Source organism: Exiguobacterium sp. ERU653 (genome assembly GCF_018617775.1).
GTDB lineage: Bacteria > Bacillota > Bacilli > Exiguobacteriales > Exiguobacteriaceae > Exiguobacterium > Exiguobacterium marinum.
Genome location: NZ_JACSKV010000001.1, coordinates 548672 through 572143 on the forward strand (window position 1 = coordinate 548672; position 23472 = coordinate 572143).

Consider the following 23472-nt stretch of genomic DNA (forward strand, 5'->3'; position numbering starts at 1 on the left):
CGGGGGTGCCACTTATGGCAAACGTAGCTGTCATAGGAGCGGGAAGCTGGGGAACGGCCATCTCGCTCGTTTTAGCAGATAATGGACACGATGTCCTGCTCTATGGACGTGAACAGGAACATGTCGATGAAATCAACTCGTCGCACACCAACTCGTTTTATTTGAAAGATGCGCCATTACCGGAATCGATTCGTGCGACGACGGATATGAAAGAAGCTCTCGACAATCGTAGCATCGTCTTTCTTGTTGTCCCGAGTTCGGCAATTCGTCCGGTCTCAAAAGAGTTGAACTCACTGTTGACGAAGCCTGTCACAATTGTCCATGCCGCGAAGGGGATTGAACCGAAGACGCATAAGCGTCTCTCGGAAATCATCGCAGAAGAAATCGAACCATCGAAACGCCGGGCAATCGGCGTATTGACAGGTCCGACACATGCGGAGGAGGTCGCGGTTCGAAAACCGACGACCATCACGATCGCCTGTGAGGACCTCGATGTCGCGGACGAAGTGCAGGAGTTGCTCACAAACGATCAGTTCCGTGTGTACTTGAACTCAGACGTCGTTGGTGCTGAATATGGCGGAGCGCTCAAAAACATCATAGCCCTTGCTGCCGGAATGACAGACGGACTTGGCTATGGGGATAATGCGAAAGCAGCCCTCATGACCCGTGGGATTGTTGAAATTGCAAGGCTTGGCGTGAAACTCGGTGCGAACCCTGCTTCTTTCTCGGGCCTCACTGGAATCGGAGACTTGATTGTGACAGCAACGTCACAACATAGCCGAAACTGGCGAGCGGGAAATGCGATTGGACGCGGTGAGAAGCTTGAAGACGTTCTAGGCAATATGGGAATGGTCGTCGAAGGTGTTCGGGCTTGTGAGGCGGCTCACTTTCTTGCGAAAGATGCAGGTGTCGAGATGCCGATCACGGAAGCACTTTATAATGTGTTGTTCGAAGGCAAGAGCCCTCATGATGAAGTGAAAAAACTAATGAGACGACCACAAAAGCACGAGATGGAACAAGTCTTTCATTTCGAAGAATAAGAATGGTTTGAAGAGGGGCTGACGTTTTCGTTCAGTTCCTCGCTTTTTTTTGCTAAACTTGAAGTCTGGAGAACATAGAGAAAGTAGGGGGATAGACGTGACACCGTCACTCATCAAAATGTGGATTTCATTTGCAGGGATCGGTGCTTTTGCCGTTGCTGCATTAATGGTCGCCATCAGTCATACGAAACTGACCGGTTGGTTTGCGACTCTTGTAAGAATAATCGCGTTCATCATTTTCTTGTTTGGGACTGTTATTATGATTTTTGTCGTCGTCTCAGGACCGACGGGAGGATAAACGTTATGAAAAAGATGATCATCGCTGTCAGTTTGGTACTGACGACTCTGTTGGCAGGTTGTATGTTTCCTGAATCGGAACGGACGAATAATGTTCCGTATGAAAATCAATTAACTACCGTACAAAGTGCGGTCGATGCGTATCGTGAACAATCCGGCGTGTTGCCGATTAAGACGAAACCGGCGGAAACGCCTCTTATGGAGCGTTACCCAATCGAATTTTCACGTCTCGTCCCTGGGTACTTGTCTGACCCGCCGGCGAACAGTTTCGAGGGTGGTGGATTATTCCAATATATTCTCGTTGACGTCGAGACTGAACCGACTGTGAAATTAATTGATTTACGTGTCTCGGAGCGGTTACAGCAACTTCAAACAAACATCAATGCTTTCCGAGCAAAAGAGGGGAAATTTCCGTTCGATGGATCACTCGGCAAGAATCAGTTCACATTAGACTACGATAAAATCTTTATCACGGAGGAACCGGTCATTCCAAGCCCTTACTCTGATCGGGAGCTTCCAATCTATGTAGATGGCACGGGACAACTTTTTGTAGACTATCGAAAAGATGTGGAAGAAGCGCTTCAAAAGACGGATGAGTCGCCAAAAATCGGTGATGATATTCGTTATTTGCTCTATAAAGATGCTCCATTTGCCCCAGCTTATTCTCAAGGTTATACAATAGATGAACAAGGAGAAGTCGTTTTTTTAAACAATTGAGCTTGTTTTGATAGTGAATGTCATGAAATCATGCAAAAAATGTTGTCATATCAACGTTTGTACGATATGATTAATCCCGTAAACTCCCTGTGAGAGGAGGTGAATCGTGATGAACAAAACTGAATTGATCCAAGCTGTTACTGAGAAAGCCGATGTTTCTAAAAAAGAAGCAACGAAAATCGTAGAAGCTACGTTTGAATCAATCACTGAAGCACTCCAAAACGGTGAGAAAATTCAATTGATCGGTTTTGGTACTTTTGAAGTTCGTGAGCGTGCTGCCCGTAAAGGTCGTAACCCACGTACAAAAGAAGATATCGAAATCCCAGCGAGTAAAGTTCCTGCATTTAAAGCAGGTAAAGCGCTCAAAGATGCGGTCAAGTAATCTGCAATACATAAGTCGCCGATAGGCGGCTTTTTTGTTGTGTTTGCGAGTTCTAATGACGTGAATGTGACAAAAATGTGCTATACTATGTCAGAATGACAATGAAGTGGGCGAGGGGGGATAGCATGGAAAAGTTGACAAATGAATTTGTTGTCACAGACCTTGCTCGTCAAATCGAAACACGTATGAATCATCCCTATTTGACGAAACACGAGGTGGTACCAGCCATCGACATGCTGTTGCTTCGTTGGATGGTCGAGATGATTGATTTGGAATCGATTGAGCATCGACAACTCGTGATGGCAACCTATTTTGCACATCAAGCGCTCGAATTACACGATCAAGTGAACAGTAGTCCGAGAGGGTCTCTAGCCCGCCAATTAAAAGTGCTCGCTGGCGACTTTGCTTCGGCTCAGTTTTATAAAATCTTGACAGACTTTCCATCGTCATATGGTGACCGGTTTGGGCAGTCCGTACAGCGCGTCAATGCGGCGAAGTGTACCTTGTTGCTCGAGAAGAACGCCTCGATGACTGTTTGGCTTGAAGCAAACATCGGATTGATTCAAACACTTTCCGAATTGATTAAACAACCTTATTTAACAACGAGTGGGAAACAAATGATTGAAAAGAAAGCGACAACCCTCAGGCAAGACCAAAAAGAGCAACTGACGACGTTGCTCGCATATGCGGTCGCTTAGAACGGAAAGGATGTTACACGTTGCAACCGATAGAAAAAGAGCAAAAAGTATACGAAGTATTTCAGTCCATTTCTCCTAGCTACGATACGATGAACTCGATTATCAGCTTCCGACTTCATAAATGGTGGCGACGGACAACGATGAAAAAAATGAACGTCTTTCCGGGGGCTAAATGTCTAGATGTTTGTTGCGGGACAGCCGACTGGACGATTCAATTGGCGGACGCTGCCGGAAATACGGGTGTCGTCAAAGGTCTCGACTTTTCAGAAAACATGCTAAAAGTTGGAGAAGAAAAGGTGAAATCATGGTCGAACATCGAGTTACTTCACGGCAATGCGATGGCACTGCCATTTGGAGATCACTCATTTGATTACGTCACGATCGGATTTGGACTGCGGAACGTTCCGGATTACATGACGGTATTGCATGAAATGCATCGGGTCTTGAAACCGGGAGGGACGGTCGTCTGTCTCGAGACAAGCCAACCGACAGCACCGGTCTTTAAAGAATTGTATCGATTTTATTTTGGGACGGTCATGCCGTTATTCGGTAAAATGTTTGCCGGGTCATATGATCAGTATAAGTGGCTCCAAGAATCGACCGACCAATTTCCGGATCGTTTGAAGCTCAAACGCATGTTCGAAGAGGCCGGGTTTGAACAAGTCGAAGTGAAGACATTCTCCGGAGGTGCATGTGCTATGCATCTAGGAAAGAAGTGGTGAAACATGTCTTTGAAGCGACTCTATCGTCATATGAACCGAGAGATTGATCAAATCGATCAATTTTTATCTACTCGAGTCAGGACGGACCACCCCGTCATTGAATCAGCATCGCGCCAACTCCTCGATGCGGGTGGTAAACGCATCCGTCCAGCCTTCGTCCTATTGAGCGCAGGGTTCGGTGAGACGAAAGATATCCGTTTGACGAAAGTTGCCTCAAGTCTTGAGTTGATTCATATGGCATCACTCGTCCATGACGACGTCATCGATGATGCGATGCTCCGTCGCGGAAAACCGACCGTAATGGAGCGATATGATGAAACAGTGGCGATGTATACAGGGAATACGTTATTTGGAGAGGCGATTCGTCTCGTATCCGAAATTGAGTCACCGCAAGTGATGCGAATTATGGCAGATACGATGGAACGTATTTGTGTAGGTGAAATCAATCAAATCCAAGATCAATACGAATGGGCACAATCACCAAAGCGATATTTAGATCGAATTGCACGAAAGACTGCTCTTTTGATTGAAACGAGTTGTGCGGCTGGCGCCGTCATTTCAGGAGCATCTCCTCAAGTGGTGAAACAGTTGAGCCTGTTCGGATATGATATCGGCATGGCGTTTCAAATGACGGACGACTTGTTGGATTTTACGGCGAAAAGCTTTCAACTCGGCAAACCAGTCGGTGAAGATTTAAAACACGGTCATAAGACTTTGCCACTCCTTTATTCTTCTGAAGACCCAGGTTTTTATGATCGTCTTCGCCGGGTGAACGCGTCAACGGATTCGGAAGTGACGAAGTCTCTCGTACGGGAAGTGCAACAAAATGGAACGCTAGAACGAAGTCAACACACGATTGACCGATATGTCAATCGTGCCATCAGCCGGTTAGAAGGGTTGCCAGATGTCCCTGATAAGCGATCGTTGATTGAAATTGCACAATATATTGGAAAGCGTAAATGGTAAACTCCCATGGAACCCCTTTCAAAAATGTGAAAGACCATGTACACTAAAAACGTACATCGTACACACTTATTGACTTAGGGGGATTTGGGGAATGGAAAAGACATTTTTAATGGTTAAACCGGATGGGGTAAAACGTGGATTGATTGGGGAAATCGTCTCACGCTTTGAAAACAAAGGATATACGTTGAACCGTCTCAAAATGGTGACCCCGTCAGTTGAGGTCGCGGAGGCACACTATGCAGAGCATAAAGAAAAACCATTCTTCGGTGAATTGGTAGAGTTTTTGACTTCTGGTCCGGTCGTTGCGATGGAATGGGAAGGTGAAGACATCGTAGCGGTCTCTCGTCTTATGATTGGCAAGACGAAGCCACTTGATGCGCAACCAGGAACAATTCGCGGCGATTTTGCATCAACGATGTCACAAAACGTGATTCATGGTTCTGATAGTGTGGCAAGCGCAGAGCGCGAACTTGCACTTTGGTTCGCTGAAATCGCCTCACACGTTTCATGACTTTTCGAGGGACGGGGAAACCTGTCCCTTTTTGATTCCCTTGAAATGCCTATGTTCAGAAGAATGAGGAAATGAGAAAGAATTGAGGTTGAAATTGGTGATGAATGATTATGCCATCTTCGTAAAAAAGTTTTATATCAAGTCTGGTATTGACTTGAATTTATATAAAGAGGCGCAGATGAAGCGTCGAATGGTCGCCTTGCGTGAAAAGAAAGGGTATGCATCGTTCCTTGAATATTTGAAGGCGATGGATATGGATCGTCAGTTATACGAGGAATTTCTTGACCGGATGACGATTAATGTGAGTGAATTTTACCGTAACCCGATTCGGTGGCAACAGCTAGAAGAGGATATTCTGCCTTATTTGATCCGTTCGAGTAAAGGGAAGCTTCGCGTGTGGAGTGCTGCCTGTTCGACAGGAGAAGAGCCCTACTCGCTCGCCATGTTACTGTCAAAACATTTGGCTCCATCTCAATTTTCAATCATGGCTACAGATTTAGATGATGTCGTCATCGAAAAGGCGAAACAAGGAAAGTATCATGAACGGGCACTGATTGACTTACCCGTTGAGTTTCAAAAGCGTTACTTTACGCGTCGTGGGGAGGACTATTTCATCTCAGACGAAATTAAGCAACTGGTTTCGTTCAAAAAACATAACCTATTAGCGGATGTATATGAACGAAACTTCGACTTGATCGTCTGTCGAAATGTATTGATTTACTTCACAGAAGATGCGAAAGGAAAAGTATATTCGTCGTTTCAACGGGCGTTACGTCCTGGTGGGATGTTATTTGTCGGTGGAACCGAACAAATTTTCCAGCCAAAGCGTTACGGCTATGCGATGAAACAAAGTTTCTTTTACGAAAAAATAGATGGATGAGGTGAACGGATGCGTTATTTGACAGCTGGTGAATCACATGGTCCGGGACTGACGGTCATCGTAGAAGGTGCACCTGCAGGACTTGTCGTAGACATTGATCAGATGAATCTTGAATTGAAGAAGCGGCAGTCCGGATATGGGCGAGGACGTCGCATGCAAATCGAGTCTGATCAAGTGGAGGTTCGTTCTGGTATTCGACATGGGAAGACAACCGGTGCCCCAATCACTTTTTGGATTGAAAATAAAGATCATACGCACTGGAAACACGTGATGCAAGCAGAATCGATTGAAGGCGACATCGAGGTGAAGCGTCGCGTCTCACGACCGAGACCTGGACATGCGGACCTAGTTGGTGGATTAAAGTATGACCATCGAGACTTGCGAGATGTTTTAGAACGCTCGAGTGCGCGAGAAACGGCAGCCCGTGTCGCAGTCGGGGCTTTTTGTAAGCAACTGCTTCAACAAGTTGGGATGTCACTCTTTAGCTATGTAAAAGTGATTGGTGGGGAGAAGGCAGACATGCAGACGTTCGATTCGTTAGAAGAAACTTTGGAGATTATCGACGCATCACCTGTACGTACATTTGATACGAAAGCTGCAGAAAGAATGATGCAACGAATCGATGAAGCGAAAGCGAATGGGGACTCGATTGGCGGAATCGTCTGTACCGAAGTGCATGGTGTCGTTCCTGGTCTAGGCTCTTACGTACAATACGATCGAAAACTGGATGCGAAAATCGCGCAAGCTGTCATGAGTGTCAATGCTTTCAAAGGTGTCGAATTTGGGGACGGATTCGAGATGGCGTATCGGCCTGGTTCGGAAGTAATGGACCCGATTGCTTATGGAGATGAGGGGTATACCCGACTCAGTAATCACCTCGGCGGATTCGAAGGCGGGATGACAACGGGTATGCCGATTGTCTGTTCAGCGGTCATGAAACCGATTCCGACGCTCTACAAACCGCTTCAATCCGTCGATATTGATACAAAAGAGGCATTCCTTGCTCAAATTGAACGGAGTGACTCGTGTGCTGTACCTGCAGCATCCCTCGTCGTCGAGGCGGTCATCGCGTTTGAAATCGCGAAGGAAGTGTGTGAGACGTTCGGACATGATACGATGGAACGAATCAGTCGCCGTGTCGAGGATTACCGGGAGGAGATACGCATATGGTGACGATTCCAATTGCGGCATCGACCCCGTATGATGTCGTCGTCGATGATCAAGACCGGTGGATTAAAACGATTGAGTTATCAGGTTATCCGATACTTTGGGTCGTCACGGACGAACATGTCGATTCTCTATACGGGAACTCATTTCGTACACAGTTGGAACAAGTGCATTCACACGTCGTCTGGTCCGTCGTTGAGGCGGGTGATGCGTCAAAGTCGTTAACCCATCTAGAACATCTTGTCGCGGAAGGGTTAAGTCACGGATGCGATCGTCACTCACTGATTGTCGCCTTCGGCGGTGGGATGATTGGTGACTTGGCTGGCTTTTTAGCAAGCGTCTACATGCGTGGTGTTCCTTACATACAAGTTCCGACGACGATTTTAGCCCATGATTCCGCTGTTGGTGGCAAAGTTGCGGTCAACCATCCACTTGCGAAAAATGCGATTGGGGCGTTTTATCAACCGATTGGAGTCAATTATAATGTGTCTCGACTCAAATCCTTACCGGTTCAAGAAGTGCGGAGTGGTCTCGGTGAACTGTTGAAACATGCGTATTTGTCACGTTACGTCCTCGAAACCTCTTTCGAGGACGACTTGTTTTTAGCTTTGACGGATGTTGAACAAATCGATTGGGTTTGTTGGCTTGCCCGTGGAATTGAAGTGAAACGAGCGATAGTCGAAACAGATGAGCGAGAACAAGGGATTCGAGCTTGGCTTAATTTCGGACACACATTCGGACATGCCCTTGAATCAGTCGAAACTTATCGCATCCCACATGGTGAAGCAGTATTGCATGGTATGGTGTTCGCCTTTTTACTGTCCGGGGATGAAGTCCGGGCCAAGCGTTTGTTCGATTGGATGCGTTTGAATGATGTCACGCCGATCGACTGGAAACCGTTCTCTTATTATGTGGAGAAAATGGTTCGGGATAAAAAGAATCGTAACGGGTCGATTCGTTTTGTATTACTTCGTGAATCAATTACTGTTGAACCGGTGGCGCTAGAGCTCCTTCAACGTACGTTTGAGCAGATGAAAGGATGGTGGGAACGATGAGTTTAAACGGTTCAATCCGTGTCCCGAGTGATAAATCAATCACGCACCGGGCGCTGTTATTTGGAATGATGGCGAGCGGGACGACGCGTGTGCGGCATCCTCTTCTCGGTGCCGATTGTCGTTCGACGCTCGAAGTGATTCGATTACTCGGAGCCGACGTGGAGGAACAGCGAGAAGAGCTGATCATCACAGGAATCGAGTCACCGCAATCGGCACGTCTTGACTGTGGAAACTCGGGAACGACCATGCGCTTATTGATCGGTCTCTTGTCCGGCTATAACGGGTCATTTGAACTTGTGGGTGATGACTCGCTATCGAAACGTCCGATGCGACGGGTTACCGCGCCGTTACGTGAGATGGGAGCACACGTCAAAGGAGATCAGGCACCGCTCTTCATCGAAGGGGCGATGCTTCAATCCATTGACTATACGTTACCTGTGGCGAGCGCCCAGGTAAAGTCAGCCATTCTACTCGCCGGATTACGCGCCTCGGGAACGACGATTGTTCGCGAACCGATGTTGTCACGAGACCATACAGAGCGTATGTTACCACTATTCGGAGCGAAACTATCTGTCGAAGTGGAAAAAGGGGAGCGCGTCATTCGCGTCGACCCATCTCGGTTGAACGGAGCGACGGTGAACGTGCCGGCGGATCCGTCTTCGGCCGCCTTTTTCTGGGCCGGGGCATCCATCGTATCTGGAAGCTCGGTGACGACAACAGATGTTTGTTTGAATGAGACACGAATCGGCTTTTTACGGACGCTTGAGCGGATGGGGGCGAACGTCGTCATTTCCAATGAACGACTGGTCGGAGAAGAGATCGTCGGTGACGTCACGGTCAAGACGAGCGTACTATCCGGTACAGTTGTTGAAAAGGACATGATTCCCTCACAGATTGATGAATTGCCATTATTTGCACTCGTCGCCTCACAGGCGAACTCACCGTCAGTCGTGAAAGACGCTGCGGAACTTCGGGTGAAAGAGACAGACCGTATTGATTCGGTCGTCTCACAACTCAGAAAACTTGGTGTGGACATCGTCGGTACCGAGGACGGATTCATCGTTAATCCGAGTCGACTTCACGGAGGAAGTGTCACGACGTATGGAGATCACCGCTTATCCATGATGTTACAAATCGCCGCACTCATGACAGATGAATTCGTTCACATTGAAGAAATAGAAGCATCCGATGTCAGCTATCCGCGATTCCGTCAAGATTTACAACGGGTTCAACGTAAGATAGAATAACGACAAACCGAAGGCCAGGAGGACGAAACATGCTAGATGAATCAGCATTAACACATATAATCGAGATGCTTGAGTCTGGTGAGACTGAACATGCGCTCATGCATATTGAACAACTTGAGAAAGAAGGGTCAGATGATGATCGTTTAGCGGTTGCTGACCTGTATTTAGAACTAGGTCTTGCCGACCGTGCTACCGAAGTACTTTCTAAACTGTACGTCGATTACGAAGGGGACCCAAACGTTGCCCTATCACTCGCGGAAGCATATTTAGATAGCGACCGGGAAGAAGAAGCGATTGCTGTTCTTGAGAAAATCAAGTCGAATGACGCGGAAACACAAGTGAGAAGCCTCGTCTTGTTAGCTGACTTATATCAATCTCAAGGGTTGGATGAAGTGGCTGTGAAAAAACTGATGGAAGCACTTGAAAAGAACCCAGACGAACCGTTATTGATTTATGGCTTGGCCGAACTTTACGCATCGACCGGTTCATTTGAACAAGCGATCCCGCTCTATGCGCGACTTCCAAAAATGAAACTACCTTCAGAAATTGATTATCAGGCGGATTACGCAGAGGCCCTCACGATGGTCGGCTCGTTCGAAGAGGCGCTTGAAGAGTACGAATCAGCAACCCATCGTGATTTGAATACCGTCTTCGGTCATGCGATGACGGCACATCGGATTGGACGAGAGGAAATTGCGATTAAGCAGTTTAAAGAACTTCAGGCGATGGACCCGGACTTTACTTCGCTTTACCTTCCTTATACCGAGTCGCTCGATGCAATCGGACAAACGGAAGAAGCATTAGAAATCATCGGCCAGGGTATCACACGTGATGATTACAATGATGAGCTTCGTCATGTCAAAGCAAAACTGCTTCTCAAACTTGGAAATCGAGAAGGTGCCATTAAGGAACTCCGTGAAGCGCTCGTGCTAAATCCGGAATCGATTCAAGCGACAGAACTCCTCTTATCAATTTTGTTCGAGACAGGAGAATTCGATGATGTTCTCGAAACAATAGACGCACTCGAAGACCACACGACGTCACCGCTCATGACATGGTATAAGGCGAAAGCGAAATATGAGCTCGAAGAGTACGAAGAAGCGGTCAGTCTGTATGCATCAATCGAACCGATTTTGAAAGAGGACGTGTCATTTGTGACGGAATGGGCTACACTGTTGATAGAGGAAGGTCGTAGACAAGAAGCACGACGTGTGGTCGAGCAATCGCTTGCATTGATGGTCGATCTCGAAGATCGTCAAGTACTCGAAGATCAGCTCGAACAATTGTCTGATGACGTAGAATGATAAAGGGAAGGGAATGAGGTCAAATGGTCGAGCGGAAACGGAAATTTTTGAAGCGATTCGTCGCTCATCATACACTTCGGAAGCGCGAAGCAAAGTGGATTCTTGACTATTGGTTGAGACATCCTGATAAGCTGGGAAACGTTCATTTCGTGACAAACGCCTCGGTCTCGCCACGAAGTCTTGTGATGACGGCTTACGGCTTTGACGGCGAACCGTTTCGATACCGACGGGGAGACCTTGTGACCATGAATCCTGAGAAAGCCTATCATGATATTCGTCTACACGATGGGCCAATCTATGTGGAGTTAAATTTTCAAGGCATGATGATTGATGAGAATTGGGTGGACATCGTGGAACAGAATCCCTTTGAACCTGTGGCGGAAGTGAAAGATGAAGTATCCTCCTCAGCCCAAACGGTCATACAAGCCTCTGTTGCTCAATTTGAAGAAGAGCGATTATTGATTGAAATCGATAAGGCGCTTGATCGCAGAGACGAGAATTTATTCCGTAACTTGACGAGTCAACTCCATCAAGTGCGGGCATCGAAATTATTTTGAAAAAAACAAGCGCTTCCGTTCCGGTAGTCGCTTGTTTTTTGGTATATTAATAACGTAGGAATACACAATTATTTCACAGTTCGTTCATAAGTTTGGAATGTGAGCGATGTCATGTACGCTACAATAGACATGATGAGATAAGTTGGAGAGGAGGGAAAAGATGAGGTTCGATAGTCAAGGGGCACTGCGCTCGATTGCCGAACGACAATATGTCGATACGCTCATCGTTCCGCTCGCAGAATTGGCGTTTGGTGAAGACATGGTTCGTAAAGCCGAAAGCTATGAAGTGATTCATGCCGTCACGGTTGAAACAGAACGTCAGTTATCTGGTCGAACGATGCTCAGCCCGCCAATTAGTTACACCGATGTCGAAGCCGGAGTGGAATTGGCAAAAGATGTAGTGACAAAAGCGGATTCATCCGGATTTTCTCACGTATTGTTTATTGCGTCAGACGTCCGTTTCAAATCGTATGATTTGCCGATTATGTTTGTACCGCCGCTTGCGTTAGGAGCGATGTCGAGCGATCAAGCGCACACGATGGTTCAAAATTTTGCGACACAAGTTATTACAGAGCTTTCGAGCCGTTGGATGGCGACATGAAGCGGTTGACGTAGAGGTTTTATTGATATACTATTTTGTTGAGTGAGAAATTTTTGTGAAGAATGCATAAAGAATTATGGGGTTATGCACACGAATGAGGGGGGAACGAAATGGCTCAAAATGGGTCAAAAGTCACACGCCGTCAGTTCTTAACGTACACACTGACTGGAGTAGGTGGCTTTATGGCGGCAACATTGATCAGTCCGATGGTCAACTTTGCGATCGATCCGGTCTTGAAAAAAACTGGAGCAGGCGACAAAGTAAAAGTTATGAGTCTTGATGACATCACGACTGAGCCGCAACGTGTCGACTTTAAGAAACAAACACAAGATGCTTGGTACGAATTTGAAGAAACACTTTCAGCATGGGTTTACAAAACAGAAAGTGGCGAGATTGTCGCACTTTCTCCGATTTGTACACACCTCGGCTGTCAAGTAGCTTACGCGGGTGATCCAACTCGTCCAACTGAATTCTTCTGCCCATGTCACTTAGGACGGTATGAAAAAGATGGGACGAACATCCCAGGTACACCACCAACAGCACCACTTGCTCGTTATGAAAAAGAAGAAAAAGATGGGTTCCTATATCTAGGTAGCCCAATTTCACAGAAGTGAGAGGGGGACTAGTCGATGTTACAAAAAATTTATGATTGGGTCGATGAACGCGTAGACATCACACCACTTTGGCGCGATATCGCAGACCACGAAGTACCGGAACACGTCAACCCTGCTCATCACTTCTCTGCATTTGTCTATTGTTTTGGTGGTTTGACGTTCTTTACAATCGTCATTCAAATCCTTTCGGGGATGTTCTTGACGATGTATTACGTACCAGACATCATTAACGCTCACGCGTCAGTGTACTACTTACAAAATGAAATCGCACACGGACAAATTGTACGTGGGATGCACCACTGGGGCGCATCAGTCGCCATCGTCATGTTATTCTTACATACGCTCCGCGTGTTCTTCACGGGATCGTATAAGAAGCCACGTGAACTTAACTGGGTTGTTGGTGTTCTCTTGTTCTTCGTCGTCTTGGCGCTTGGACTTACAGGATACTTGCTTCCTTGGGACATGAAAGCATTGTTCGCAACGAAAGTTACGCTTCAAATCGCTGAAAGTGTACCGGTCATCGGTGGTATTGCGAAGACACTTCTCGCCGGTGGTGAGATTGTCGGGGCGAGCACACTCGCACGATTCTTCGCGATCCACGTCTTCTTCTTGCCGGCGGCATTGTTTGGATTGTTGGGAGCCCACTTCTTGATGATTCGTAAACAAGGTATTTCTGGACCGCTATAAACCGATTCGAGGAGAAAAAGGAGGAGAAACGATATGCATCGCGGTAAAGGGATGAAATTTGTAACCGACTCTCGAGTAGGAATCTCGAATCGGAAACAAAACATTGCAAAAGACTATTCAGAATATCCAGGACGCACAGAAGCGTTTTGGCCAAACTTCTTGCTTAAAGAGTGGATGGTAGGGTCGGTCTTCTTGATCGGCTTCATCGCTTTGACAATCGTCGAGGCAGCACCGCTTCAAAATATCGCCGATCCAACGAACACGTCATACATTCCGTTACCGGACTGGTATTTCTTGTTCTTGTATCAGTTGTTAAAATATCAATTCGCTGCTGGAGACTGGATTTTGCTCGGTACGGTCATTATTCCAGGTTTGGCGTTTACGGCACTTCTCATCGCACCTTGGCTTGACCAAGGTCTAGAGCGTCGACCTGCTAAGCGACCAGTCGCCATCAGTTTCATGTTGCTCGGTATTCTCTCGGTCTTTTACTTGACTTGGGAATCTGTTCAAACGACACACTGGGATCAAGTCCACGCTCAAGGTGAACTTCAAGTTCCAGGTGAAGGTCCTGAAATTGATACAGCGGCACCGGGATATGAGATTTATTCGGCTCAATCATGTGTGAACTGTCACGGTCAAAACCTAGAAGGTGGAGCAGCGGCTCCTGGCTTGGTCGGTACGACGTACACGGCTGACGAGATTGCGGATATCGCTGTAAATGGAATTGGGACGATGCCTGCTGGACAGTGGGACGGCTCACCTGAAGATTTACAAGTATTATCTGAATTCATCGCTTCATATGGTGAAGGCGGCGAAAATAACGAGTAAGCCATAAAGTGTAGCCTGAATACCGGGCTACACTTTTTTACTTTAATTACGATAAACTGAAAGAAAAAAGGATTGAGACAATGAACCCGATGTTTTTAAAACCTTTCTTGACGCATCGAATCGTACTAACCATTCTTTTCATGATTAACTTAGGGGGTACGATTTACGGCTATATCTGGTATGAACCGCAACTACGAGACACTCCATATATTTATTGGCCATTCGTCCCGGACAGTCCGACGGCATCTCTCTTCTTTACGATTGTGCTCGGATTATGGATGATAAAAAAAAGCTCCCCTTTATTCGAGACACTTGCGTTTATTACGTTGATTAAATATGGAGTCTGGGCAGTCATAATGAATATTATGTATTTAGGAAAGCTACCGGCGGATGCACCGACCATTACCATCTTGATGGCAGTTATGTTGATGGTTTCGCACGGTGCGATGGCTTTGCAAGCACTCATCTATGCTCCGTTTATGAAATGGACGGTTGCATCGTTTGTCTGTTCTCTAATTTGGGTGATTCATAACGACGTAGTAGATTATGTGCTCGGTCAATGGCCACGTTATCCGTCACTCGCAGAAGAGATTATGTGGATCGGCTACGGCTCGTTCTGGTTGACGGGATTATGTTTTTTTATGGGATATGCGTTCGTCCTGCGTCCATCGCTTGAAAATAAGTTCATAAGAATGTAAAATCAAATTATCAAATACATTCAGAGGTGAAATAGAAAATGTCATTAGGTGGCTATATTTTCTATCTTGCACTGATTATGCTCATTCCATTATGGGCCCAGATGCGAGTGAAAAGTACGTATAAACAGTTTCTACAAAAACCGCTCCAAAGCGGTGTCACAGGTGCACAAGTAGCTGATTTCATCATGAAACAAAACGGTGTTCATAATGTTCGAATCGAGATGGTCGATGGATTGATGAGCGACCACTACGACCCGGTCAATAAAGTTGTACGGTTGTCGCGTGAAGTGTATCAAGGATCGACGATTTCATCGGCTGCAATCGCGGCGCACGAAATCGGTCACGTGATTCAAGATGCAACGGACTATAAGATGATGCGTGTTCGTCATAGTCTTGTTCCTGTCGTCAACATCACATCAAACTTGTCATTCCCATTATTACTTGGTGGTTTCTTGTTCGGCGCACTCGGACTTGCACAACTCGGTGTCATCATGATGCTCGGGGCGGTCATATTCCAACTCATCACGTTACCGGTCGAGTTCGATGCTTCGAAGCGTGCGATGACTCAGTTGACGTCGCACGGAATCGTGACGGCGACGGAAGAGACAGGTGCACGAAAAGTGTTGAATGCTGCCGCATGGACATACGTGGCTGCAACACTCGTTGCGGTTGCCGAACTCATTCGCTTGGCGCTCATCGTCTTTATGCCACGTGATGAATAGAAGTGAATCCCGTCGAATGACGGGATTTTTATTATTGTCTGAAAGGAATGTTTGATGATGAAACCAAAACTGACGGTAGACGGTCACAATCAACTGCAGACTAGACTTTCGAAGTTGAGAGACGAAAAGACGGATGCACGGGAACGCCTTCGCACTGCCCGTAAGTTTTGCGATTTCCGAGAGGATGTCACATACGCCGAGGCAGTCGATCATTATGAACAGATTGAGACCGATATTTTAGAAATTGAACGGGTGCTTGATGATGCGGTCATCATCGAGTCGGAACAATCGAAAATTGTCACGTTCGGTAACAAGGTCGTCATTCGAGAAGTGGGAGAGGATGAGACCGAAAATTATCGGATTGTCGGTGAAGCCGAGGCAAACATAGAAAATGGGACCATTTCAATCACATCGCCACTCGGTCGTGAGTTGATTGGTGCGGAGGCCGGCCAAATTGTTCAGATTGAATCACCAGGTGGTGCACTTCAATTTGAAGTTCTCCAAATCGAGGCATAAAACATCGCTCCGTTCATTAAGTGAACGGAGCGATGTTTGTATGACCTTATTTCAGCGGCATACGGTTCTCGTCGAACGTAAATCCTTCTCCACCGACTTCATAAACATGGTGGAACGTGACGAACGCGTGCGGATCGATTTGTTTAACGATTGTTTTCAATCGATTCACTTCGTTTCGACCGACGACGACGTAGAGGACCTCGAGTTCTCGGTTCGAGTAGCCACCTTTTGCGAGCAATCTTGTCGTTCCACGATTCATCGTCGCATGGATCCCGTCCGCAATGGCGGTCCGATGGTCGCTGATGATCATCGCCGCCTTACCAGCATATGTCCCTTCCTGCATCGAGTCGATGACACGAGCCCCGATATAGACGGCGAGAAGTGTATACATCGCTTCGCGGATATCGAGATAAGTCAAACTGAGGACGATGACAAAGAAGTCAAAGATGAGAAACGTCTTGCCAATTGACCAACCAAAATATCGTTGTACGAGACGAGCGATAATATCCACTCCTCCAGTCGTGCCACCGTTATTGAAGATGATACCAAGCCCGACCCCGATAAAGAGACCAGCGAAGAGACTCGCAAGCACCATGTCGTCTGTCAAGTCGATGACGAGCGTCGAGTATTTAGCGATAAGCGCATACCAAAGTGAAAATGAGAACGTCCCGATGAGCGTATAGATGAAGGTCGTTCGACCTAACAGTTTATAACTCATGAAAAAGAGTGGGATGTTTAGAGCCAAGTTGGTGACAGATGGCGAAATATCGAACAGACCACGAAGGATCAATGTGATTCCGGTGAATCCACCTTCAGCCAAATTATTTTGGACGTTGAAGTGATAAACGCCGAATGCAAAAATAAACGAACCTATTAGTATAAAAATAATATTCCGAACGCGAATCGGTAATTGTACCGTCATCAGGTTCACCTCCCCTTAGATAGAGTACTCGAAAAACAGTTCAGTTGACTAGCCTGAACATATGACATTCAGAAACGAGTCGGCTATACTTTTCAAAGAAGAGGTGATGTAAATGAAAGTAGTAGCCATCGGGGCACATCCAGACGATATTGAAATCGGGATCGCCGGCATGACCGCCCAATGGACGAAAGAGAAGATTGAAGTCGTTTATGTCGATTTGACGAGAGCGGAGTTGTCTTCTAATGGAGATGTCGAAATGAGACAACAAGAAGCGAGGGAAGCAAATTCGGTGTTAGGTGTACGCCGTGTAAATTTAGGGTTCAAAGACCGAGGAATCGACGGAAGTGAGGAACAACTAAAAGCCATCGTTTCTTTGATTCGCAATGAGCGCCCGACTCATTTGCTGTATCCCTATGAGGTCGATCGTCATCCGGATCATGCGGCCTGCGCACACCTCGTGACCGAGGCGCTGTTTAATGCCGGCATCCGCAAATACTTACCTGATCTCGACGCATACCGTCCGGAAAGTGTATATCAGTACATGATTAATGCATACGTAGAGCCGGATGTGTGTGTGGATATTAGTGACATGATTGAAGTGAAAAAACAGGCGTTACAGTGTTATGCGAGTCAATTCACACCCGTGGATGGGGTACAGACACCTTTGACTGACGCGTACGTGGAACGAGTCGTCGCCCGCGAACGACATTTTGGTAGTTTGATCGGTGTGGCGTACGCGGAAGGATTAAAACGTGTTCGACCATATGTCGTGAAACAAGCAGGTGATCTTGCATGAAGTATTCAATCGGGATTCTTTGTTATCCGTCAGTCGGTGGTTCGGGGATTTTGGCGACAGAACTCGGGATGAAGCTCGCAGATCGGGGACATGACGTCCATTTCATCACGAGTAGCATGCCGTTTCGTCTGAACGCCTACCATCCGAATATTACGTTCCATCAAGTCGAGATCAACCAATATTCGGTCTTCCGTTATCCACCGTACGACATGACGCTTTCAGCGAAAATCGCAAGTGTCATCCAAACGTTCGGGCTCGATGTCATACATGCCCATTATGCGGTACCGCACGCCGTATGTGCAGCGCTCGGTCGTGAGATGGCAGGGGTGAAGACTCCAATCGTCTCGACGTTACATGGAACGGACATCACGGTGCTCGGTGAGGATGAGGAATTGAAACCTGCCATTTTATACGGATTGCGTCAATCGAACGCGATTACGGCCGTGTCACACAGTTTGAAGCGAGAGACTGAAGAGCGGATTGCGAGTGATTTACCGATTCGAGTCATTCACAACTTTATCGACGAATCGGTCTATACGCCTCAACTCGACCCGACGCTAAGGGAACGATACGGCTTGTCGAAAGAGGACCGGGTCGTCATCCACATCTCGAACTTCCGTCCTGTCAAACGAGTCGACCTGGTTTTGGAAGCATTCGACCAAATGGATGTGCCGAACAAAAAACTATTGCTTGTAGGTGACGGTCCGCTGATGGGGGCGATGCGTCGATTCGTGGCAGAGATGGGGCTTGAAGACCAGGTCATTTTTGCAGGAAAGCAAGAACAAGTCGCCGCTCTTCTCGCAATAAGTGACGTCCATGTTTTGTTATCAGATAAAGAAGCGTTTGGTCTCGTCGCCCTCGAAGCAATGGCGACAGGCGTGCCGTCAGTCGTAAGTGACGCAGGAGGTCTCCCAGAAGTGATCACAGATGGCGAGGACGGCTTTGTCGTACCGAGAGGAGATGTGACACAGGCCGCAGAGGCGATACAACGTATGTTGACAGATGATTCGCTACGAGAACGCTTCAGCCAGAACGGATTAGAGAAATCCCGACGCTTTGCCTCGCAAGACATCGTGACCGAATATGAGCGTTTGTATGAACAGGTGGTGACATCATGACAGAATGGGAATATGCAAAAAAAATCATCGAAACAATTGAATACCATGGCGGTGAAGCCTATATTGTCGGTGGCGCCGTACGCGATTATGTGCTCGGGAGTTTGCCAGACGATATTGATTTGGCGACCTCACTTTTTCCTGAAGAGGTAATGACGCTGTTCCCGAAAGCAGTCCCGACCGGTATTGAACATGGAACGGTCACCGTCATTCTCAATCATCACCCGTTCGAGGTGACGACATTCCGTTCGGAAGGCTCGTATTCGGATTCGAGACGGCCCGACCATGTCGCGCTAGGGGTGTCGCTAGAAGAAGATTTGTTGCGTCGTGATTTCACGATGAACGCGATGGCATTCCATGATGGGCAAGTCGTTGATTTGTTTGGTGGTCAACATGACCTTGAGGAACGAATCATCCGGACGGTCGGAAGCCCATACGAGCGGTTCGGAGAGGACGCCCTACGCATTATGCGTGCACTCCGGTTTATGTCGCAGCTCGACTTCACGTTACATGAGGAGTTGCGCCACGCAGCGAATAGGCTTGGTCACAGGCTCGAACACATTGCGATGGAGCGCATCGCAATCGAATTTGAAAAACTGTTGACCGGTCCTGCCTACAGACGGGCGTTAGGTGAAATGATTGAGCTCGGTATTCATCACTACTTACCGAACGTTTCGACAGAACTGATGCGATGTGTACAGGAAGACGTGCGAACACCGGTGAATGCGGTCAGTGGATGGGCGCTCTTTATCTATCATGCGAAAGACGAGGATTGGCTTCTGCCGTGGAAACGATCTAACACTATTAAACGAGAGGCACGTACGCTTGCACGATTATGTGAGGTGGGACTTGATACGATGACCGTTTATCTGACGGACGAACACACGCTCTCGACCTATTTCCGAATGAACGGAGAAAGTGACCGTAGCCACGAACTGAAACAGTCGCTTCCGATGAAATCACGCAAAGAGATGATGTTTAACGGACGAGATGCCCTTGAACTCGGGGCGAGAGGGGAAACCATCAAGCATCTGTTGGCCGACCTTGAACAGCGCGTCGTCTTACAAGAGGTGCCGAACCACGAGACTGTATTGAAAGAGGAGGCGAAACGATGGCTTCAACGCGCGGGCGTGTCCTGACATTATTACAAGACGGTGAAGTATGGAGCGGTCAAGAGCTGGCACGTCAGTTAAATATTTCACGTACCGCTATTTGGAAACATATCGAAACCCTTAAACAAGACGGATATGCGATTCATACCATTCCAAGGAAAGGATATCAATTGCTTGAACAGAGTGATCGGTTTGATGAGCCAGCCTTTGTCTCGTTTCGTAAAGGACGTTTCGGTCAAGTCGTCCATGCGTTCGATCAGGTCGATACGACACAACGAATTGCGCATGAACTCGCACAACAACACGTGACGGAAGGAACGCTCGTCATCAGCGAAGAACAGACGTCGGGTCGTGGGCAACTTGGTCGTAACTGGCATAATCCGAAGCATGTTAATATTGCGGCGAGCGTTATCCTGAGACCGGAGTTGCCGATTCGAGATGCGTCGAAATTGACCTTGATGGCAGCAAGTGCGTTCGCAAGGGCGCTCAACAACCGAAATATCGATGTGACAATCAAATGGCCGAATGATTTACTGATGAATGGAAAGAAAATTGGCGGCATTTTGACAGAGATGCAGACGGAAGGCGATCGTATCCAGGCGGTCATCTTAGGTTTTGGGATAAATGTAAACGGTGAAGAAATACCGACAGAGCTAGCGCACCGGGCCAGCTCACTCTATCTAGAGACCGAGACAAAATATCATCGAAGCGAGATACTAGCCGACCTATTAACAGAACTCGAAATCGAGTACGATCAATTCCTCGAGTCAGGATTTGCGCCGATTCGCACAAATTGGATGCGACATGCTGCTTATTTGAATGAAACGGTTACTATACATGCTTCCCGAACAACTCGCACGGGCGTAATGCGAGGTATTTCCGATGAAGGAGCTTTACTTCTTGAAGAAGAAGAAGGAAAGATTGAATCGATTTACTCTGCAGAGATTGCAGTGTGGAATGATTGATGAAAGCGAGACCATCGTCTATACTTAATGTGTCGGACGCTATCGATTCTTGAAGTGTACCGCGCTTGCAGACTGTCACATTCAGTTGTCTGCCTTGATCATTTTGACAGGGACAGAAGGACACTAACTCATGAAAACCATGAATTTGTTTTTCGTGCGCCTTCTTGCCAATCGTGTAAGAAGGCGTTTATTCTTTCCTGTCTCCACGTTTAGGAGGAGAAACACATGCACACGATGACTTCGTTATTAAAAAAGATGAATGAGCAGGAAAAGCTCGTCATGTTGACGGCGTATGACTATCCATCAGCCAAACTTGCCGAGGCGGCTGGGGTAGATTTGATTTTAGTCGGCGACTCACTCGGTATGGTCGTCCTCGGTTACGACTCGACAATCCCCGTGACAACGGAAGATATGCTCCATCATTCGAAAGCAGTGCGCCGTGGAGCACAAAATACGTTCGTCGTTGTGGATATGCCATTTGCGACATATCATGGAGATTTTGATCGGACGCTTCAAGCAGCTTCTCGCATGTTCCAAGAAGGCCATGCGGATGCCATCAAACTAGAAGGTGCCGGTGAAGTACTTCAAACGATTGAACGTCTCACTCAAGTAGGAATGCCTTGTGTTGCCCATCTAGGATTGACGCCTCAATCGGTTGGGGTGCTAGAAGGATATAAAGTACAAGGAAAGTCTCTCGAGGCTGCTGAAATGCTCCTTCGTGATAGCTTAGATGCTGAACGGGCTGGTGCGAAGATGCTCGTTCTCGAATGTGTCCCTCATCAATTGGCAAAACGAATCGCGGAAGAATTGACGATTCCTGTCATCGGAATCGGTGCGGGAGCGGATGTCGACGGCCAAGTCCTCGTCTACCATGACGTCTTGAAATATGGAGTCGATCGTCTCCCTAAATTCGTTCAAGCGTATGCGGATGTGAGTGAAGTGGCGACTGATGCCATCCGTTCTTATGTCGAAGAGACGAAGAATGGTCACTTCCCGCTTGAACGCCATACGTTCACGATGGATGAGTCACTACTCGACTCGTTGTATGGAGGAAAATGATGAAGATTGTATCGACTGTCGAAGAATTACGTCACGCTCTACCGTTTAATCAAACCATCGGCTTTGTTCCGACGATGGGTTATTTACATGAAGGTCATATGAGTCTCGTCGAAAATGCGCGTCGCGAAAATGACTTTGTTGTCATGAGTATCTTTGTTAACCCGACTCAGTTCGGTCCGAACGAAGACCTCGATCGTTATCCACGAGATTTTAAACGAGATGAAAAGTTGGCTCGAGAAGCAGGTGTCGACCTTCTGTTCTATCCGGTGACGGAAACGATGTATCCAATCGATATGGCACGCGTTTCCATTCGAAAGGGAGCTGACGTACTGTGCGGAGCGAGTCGTCCTGGTCACTTTGATGGTGTATTGACAATCGTTTCTAAATTATTTAATCTTGTTCAACCGACACGTGCGTACTTCGGTCTAAAAGATGCCCAGCAAGTAGCTCTCATTGAAGGCTATGTCCGAGATTACTTTGTGCCGGTCGAGATTCGACGTTGCCCGATTATTCGTGAGGAGACAGGACTTGCCAAGTCTTCTCGAAACGTGTATTTGTCTGACGTCGAAAAAGAAGAGGCGAGTCAAATCTTTAAAGCGCTGAGGGCAGCAAGAGAAACGCTTGAGGCAGGTCTTGAGATTGAAGAAGTGAAACGACAACTGACCGTACGATTAAACGAGATTCCGAACAGTCAAATCGATTATGTAGAACTCGTCGATTATCCGACGCTCGGTATTGCCTCAAACGACTCAGATGAACTATTACTTGCGGTGGCTGTTCAGTTTGAACGGGCCCGATTGATTGATAATGTGATTTGGAAGAAGGGGTGAATCCAATGATTCGAACATTTATGCACGCTAAGCTTCATAAGGCAACGGTGACAGAAGCAAACTTACACTACGTCGGTTCGATTACAATCGATGAGGATTTGATGGATGCTGTAGGCATCATGGAAAATGAGCATGTGCACATCACAAATAACCATAACGGGGCACGCATTGAGACGTATGTCATCAAAGGAGAACGTGGATCTGGTGTGATTTGTTTGAATGGAGCGGCAGCACGCCATTTCCAAGTCGGTGATGTCGTCATTATTATGGCGTACGGTCAAATGACTGCGGAAGAGGCAAATACGCACCGTCCAAAAGTTGCTGTATTGAACGAGCAAAACGAGGTAGATCAACTTCTTTACGAAGAGATTGCCCATACAATTTTGTGAATTATTCGGGGGTGTCGACAGAGGCATCCCCGTTTTTTCGTCGTTCATTCTATGGTAAGATGAGACAGATAGAAA

At 47.1% G+C, this 23472-nt stretch carries 29 protein-coding genes; 28 read left to right on the forward strand and 1 reads right to left on the reverse strand.

What is annotated here, in order from left to right:
* The first annotated feature begins 14 nt into the window (after positions 1-14).
* From KNO95_RS02840 to KNO95_RS02940, 21 genes are all read left to right on the forward strand, one after another.
* On the forward strand, positions 15-1040 hold the full coding sequence (locus tag KNO95_RS02840) for an NAD(P)H-dependent glycerol-3-phosphate dehydrogenase (protein WP_214702217.1): 1026 nt from the start codon (positions 15-17) through the stop codon (positions 1038-1040).
* Between the two features lie 97 nt (positions 1041-1137).
* The gene (locus KNO95_RS02845; protein ID WP_026826176.1) at positions 1138-1338 is read left to right on the forward strand and encodes a DUF2768 domain-containing protein; all 201 of its coding nucleotides are present in this window, start codon (positions 1138-1140) and stop codon (positions 1336-1338) included.
* A 5-nt stretch (positions 1339-1343) separates the two neighbouring features.
* Complete coding sequence (locus tag KNO95_RS02850) at positions 1344-2054, forward strand: hypothetical protein (protein WP_214698274.1); 711 nt, start codon at positions 1344-1346, stop codon at positions 2052-2054.
* A gap of 109 nt (positions 2055-2163) precedes the next feature.
* On the forward strand, positions 2164-2436 hold the full coding sequence (locus tag KNO95_RS02855) for an HU family DNA-binding protein (protein WP_015881465.1): 273 nt from the start codon (positions 2164-2166) through the stop codon (positions 2434-2436).
* Positions 2437-2561: 125 nt separating this feature from the next.
* Entirely contained in the window at positions 2562-3134 is a 573-nt protein-coding gene (locus KNO95_RS02860) for a heptaprenyl diphosphate synthase component 1 (protein ID WP_214702215.1), read from the forward strand.
* 20 nt (positions 3135-3154) lie between these two features.
* Positions 3155-3856 carry a demethylmenaquinone methyltransferase gene (locus KNO95_RS02865; RefSeq protein ID WP_214702213.1) on the forward strand — a complete coding sequence of 234 codons (702 nt, stop codon included), beginning with the start codon at positions 3155-3157 and terminating at the stop codon, positions 3854-3856.
* Between the two features lie 3 nt (positions 3857-3859).
* A complete protein-coding gene (locus tag KNO95_RS02870) occupies positions 3860-4822 on the forward strand; it encodes a polyprenyl synthetase family protein (protein WP_026826172.1) in 963 nt (320 codons plus the stop codon).
* Positions 4823-4913: 91 nt separating this feature from the next.
* A complete protein-coding gene (gene ndk / locus KNO95_RS02875; RefSeq protein WP_026826171.1) occupies positions 4914-5333 on the forward strand; it encodes a nucleoside-diphosphate kinase in 420 nt (139 codons plus the stop codon).
* Between the two features lie 100 nt (positions 5334-5433).
* On the forward strand, positions 5434-6213 hold the full coding sequence (locus KNO95_RS02880) for a CheR family methyltransferase (protein ID WP_214878243.1): 780 nt from the start codon (positions 5434-5436) through the stop codon (positions 6211-6213).
* A 9-nt stretch (positions 6214-6222) separates the two neighbouring features.
* Positions 6223-7386 (forward strand): chorismate synthase, encoded by a 1164-nt coding sequence (gene aroC, locus KNO95_RS02885; protein ID WP_026826169.1) that lies wholly within the window; start codon positions 6223-6225, stop codon positions 7384-7386.
* Positions 7380-8435 (forward strand): 3-dehydroquinate synthase, encoded by a 1056-nt coding sequence (locus tag KNO95_RS02890; protein ID WP_214702211.1) that lies wholly within the window; start codon positions 7380-7382, stop codon positions 8433-8435. The genes aroC and KNO95_RS02890 overlap by 7 nt, the downstream gene beginning before the upstream one ends.
* Positions 8432-9682, forward strand: a complete 1251-nt coding sequence (aroA, locus tag KNO95_RS02895; RefSeq protein WP_214878245.1) for a 3-phosphoshikimate 1-carboxyvinyltransferase — start codon at positions 8432-8434, stop codon at positions 9680-9682. The genes KNO95_RS02890 and aroA overlap by 4 nt, the downstream gene beginning before the upstream one ends.
* A gap of 29 nt (positions 9683-9711) precedes the next feature.
* Complete coding sequence (locus KNO95_RS02900; RefSeq protein WP_026826166.1) at positions 9712-10986, forward strand: tetratricopeptide repeat protein; 1275 nt, start codon at positions 9712-9714, stop codon at positions 10984-10986.
* A gap of 23 nt (positions 10987-11009) precedes the next feature.
* A complete protein-coding gene (locus KNO95_RS02905; RefSeq protein ID WP_026826165.1) occupies positions 11010-11543 on the forward strand; it encodes a ReoY family proteolytic degradation factor in 534 nt (177 codons plus the stop codon).
* 160 nt (positions 11544-11703) lie between these two features.
* Complete coding sequence (locus KNO95_RS02910; protein ID WP_026826164.1) at positions 11704-12144, forward strand: DUF2487 family protein; 441 nt, start codon at positions 11704-11706, stop codon at positions 12142-12144.
* Between the two features lie 110 nt (positions 12145-12254).
* Positions 12255-12758 carry a QcrA and Rieske domain-containing protein gene (locus tag KNO95_RS02915; protein WP_026826163.1) on the forward strand — a complete coding sequence of 168 codons (504 nt, stop codon included), beginning with the start codon at positions 12255-12257 and terminating at the stop codon, positions 12756-12758.
* Positions 12759-12773: 15 nt separating this feature from the next.
* Positions 12774-13445 (forward strand): menaquinol-cytochrome c reductase cytochrome b subunit, encoded by a 672-nt coding sequence (qcrB, locus tag KNO95_RS02920; RefSeq protein WP_026826162.1) that lies wholly within the window; start codon positions 12774-12776, stop codon positions 13443-13445.
* A 33-nt stretch (positions 13446-13478) separates the two neighbouring features.
* Positions 13479-14273 carry a menaquinol-cytochrome c reductase cytochrome b/c subunit gene (locus KNO95_RS02925; RefSeq protein ID WP_214698286.1) on the forward strand — a complete coding sequence of 265 codons (795 nt, stop codon included), beginning with the start codon at positions 13479-13481 and terminating at the stop codon, positions 14271-14273.
* Positions 14274-14353: 80 nt separating this feature from the next.
* Complete coding sequence (locus KNO95_RS02930; RefSeq protein ID WP_214702205.1) at positions 14354-14971, forward strand: DUF1405 domain-containing protein; 618 nt, start codon at positions 14354-14356, stop codon at positions 14969-14971.
* Positions 14972-15009: 38 nt separating this feature from the next.
* Positions 15010-15693: a zinc metallopeptidase gene (locus KNO95_RS02935; RefSeq protein ID WP_026826159.1), complete on the forward strand. Its 684-nt coding sequence runs from the start codon at positions 15010-15012 to the stop codon at positions 15691-15693.
* 57 nt (positions 15694-15750) lie between these two features.
* Complete coding sequence (locus KNO95_RS02940) at positions 15751-16209, forward strand: GreA/GreB family elongation factor (RefSeq protein ID WP_026826158.1); 459 nt, start codon at positions 15751-15753, stop codon at positions 16207-16209.
* A 46-nt stretch (positions 16210-16255) separates the two neighbouring features.
* Here the strand turns inward: KNO95_RS02940 and KNO95_RS02945 are convergent, their stop codons facing one another.
* Positions 16256-17131, reverse strand: coding sequence for a YitT family protein (locus KNO95_RS02945; protein WP_026826157.1), 876 nt, complete (start codon positions 17129-17131; stop codon positions 16256-16258).
* A gap of 112 nt (positions 17132-17243) precedes the next feature.
* On the opposite strand from KNO95_RS02945, the gene bshB1 reads away from it, so the two are divergent.
* The 7 genes from bshB1 (at position 17244) to panD (ending at position 23397) form a co-directional block, all read left to right on the forward strand.
* Positions 17244-17927 (forward strand): bacillithiol biosynthesis deacetylase BshB1, encoded by a 684-nt coding sequence (gene bshB1 / locus KNO95_RS02950; RefSeq protein ID WP_214702204.1) that lies wholly within the window; start codon positions 17244-17246, stop codon positions 17925-17927.
* Entirely contained in the window at positions 17924-19045 is a 1122-nt protein-coding gene (gene bshA / locus KNO95_RS02955; RefSeq protein WP_214702203.1) for an N-acetyl-alpha-D-glucosaminyl L-malate synthase BshA, read from the forward strand. The genes bshB1 and bshA overlap by 4 nt, the downstream gene beginning before the upstream one ends.
* Entirely contained in the window at positions 19042-20181 is a 1140-nt protein-coding gene (locus tag KNO95_RS02960) for a CCA tRNA nucleotidyltransferase (protein WP_026826154.1), read from the forward strand. The genes bshA and KNO95_RS02960 overlap by 4 nt, the downstream gene beginning before the upstream one ends.
* On the forward strand, positions 20154-21119 hold the full coding sequence (locus KNO95_RS02965) for a biotin--[acetyl-CoA-carboxylase] ligase (RefSeq protein ID WP_214878247.1): 966 nt from the start codon (positions 20154-20156) through the stop codon (positions 21117-21119). Before KNO95_RS02960 ends, KNO95_RS02965 begins: the two co-directional genes overlap by 28 nt.
* A gap of 225 nt (positions 21120-21344) precedes the next feature.
* Positions 21345-22178, forward strand: coding sequence for a 3-methyl-2-oxobutanoate hydroxymethyltransferase (gene panB, locus KNO95_RS02970; protein WP_214698296.1), 834 nt, complete (start codon positions 21345-21347; stop codon positions 22176-22178).
* The gene (gene panC / locus KNO95_RS02975; RefSeq protein ID WP_026826151.1) at positions 22178-23008 is read left to right on the forward strand and encodes a pantoate--beta-alanine ligase; all 831 of its coding nucleotides are present in this window, start codon (positions 22178-22180) and stop codon (positions 23006-23008) included. Before panB ends, panC begins: the two co-directional genes overlap by 1 nt.
* A gap of 5 nt (positions 23009-23013) precedes the next feature.
* Complete coding sequence (gene panD, locus KNO95_RS02980; RefSeq protein ID WP_026826150.1) at positions 23014-23397, forward strand: aspartate 1-decarboxylase; 384 nt, start codon at positions 23014-23016, stop codon at positions 23395-23397.
* Positions 23398-23472: the final 75 nt, after the last annotated feature.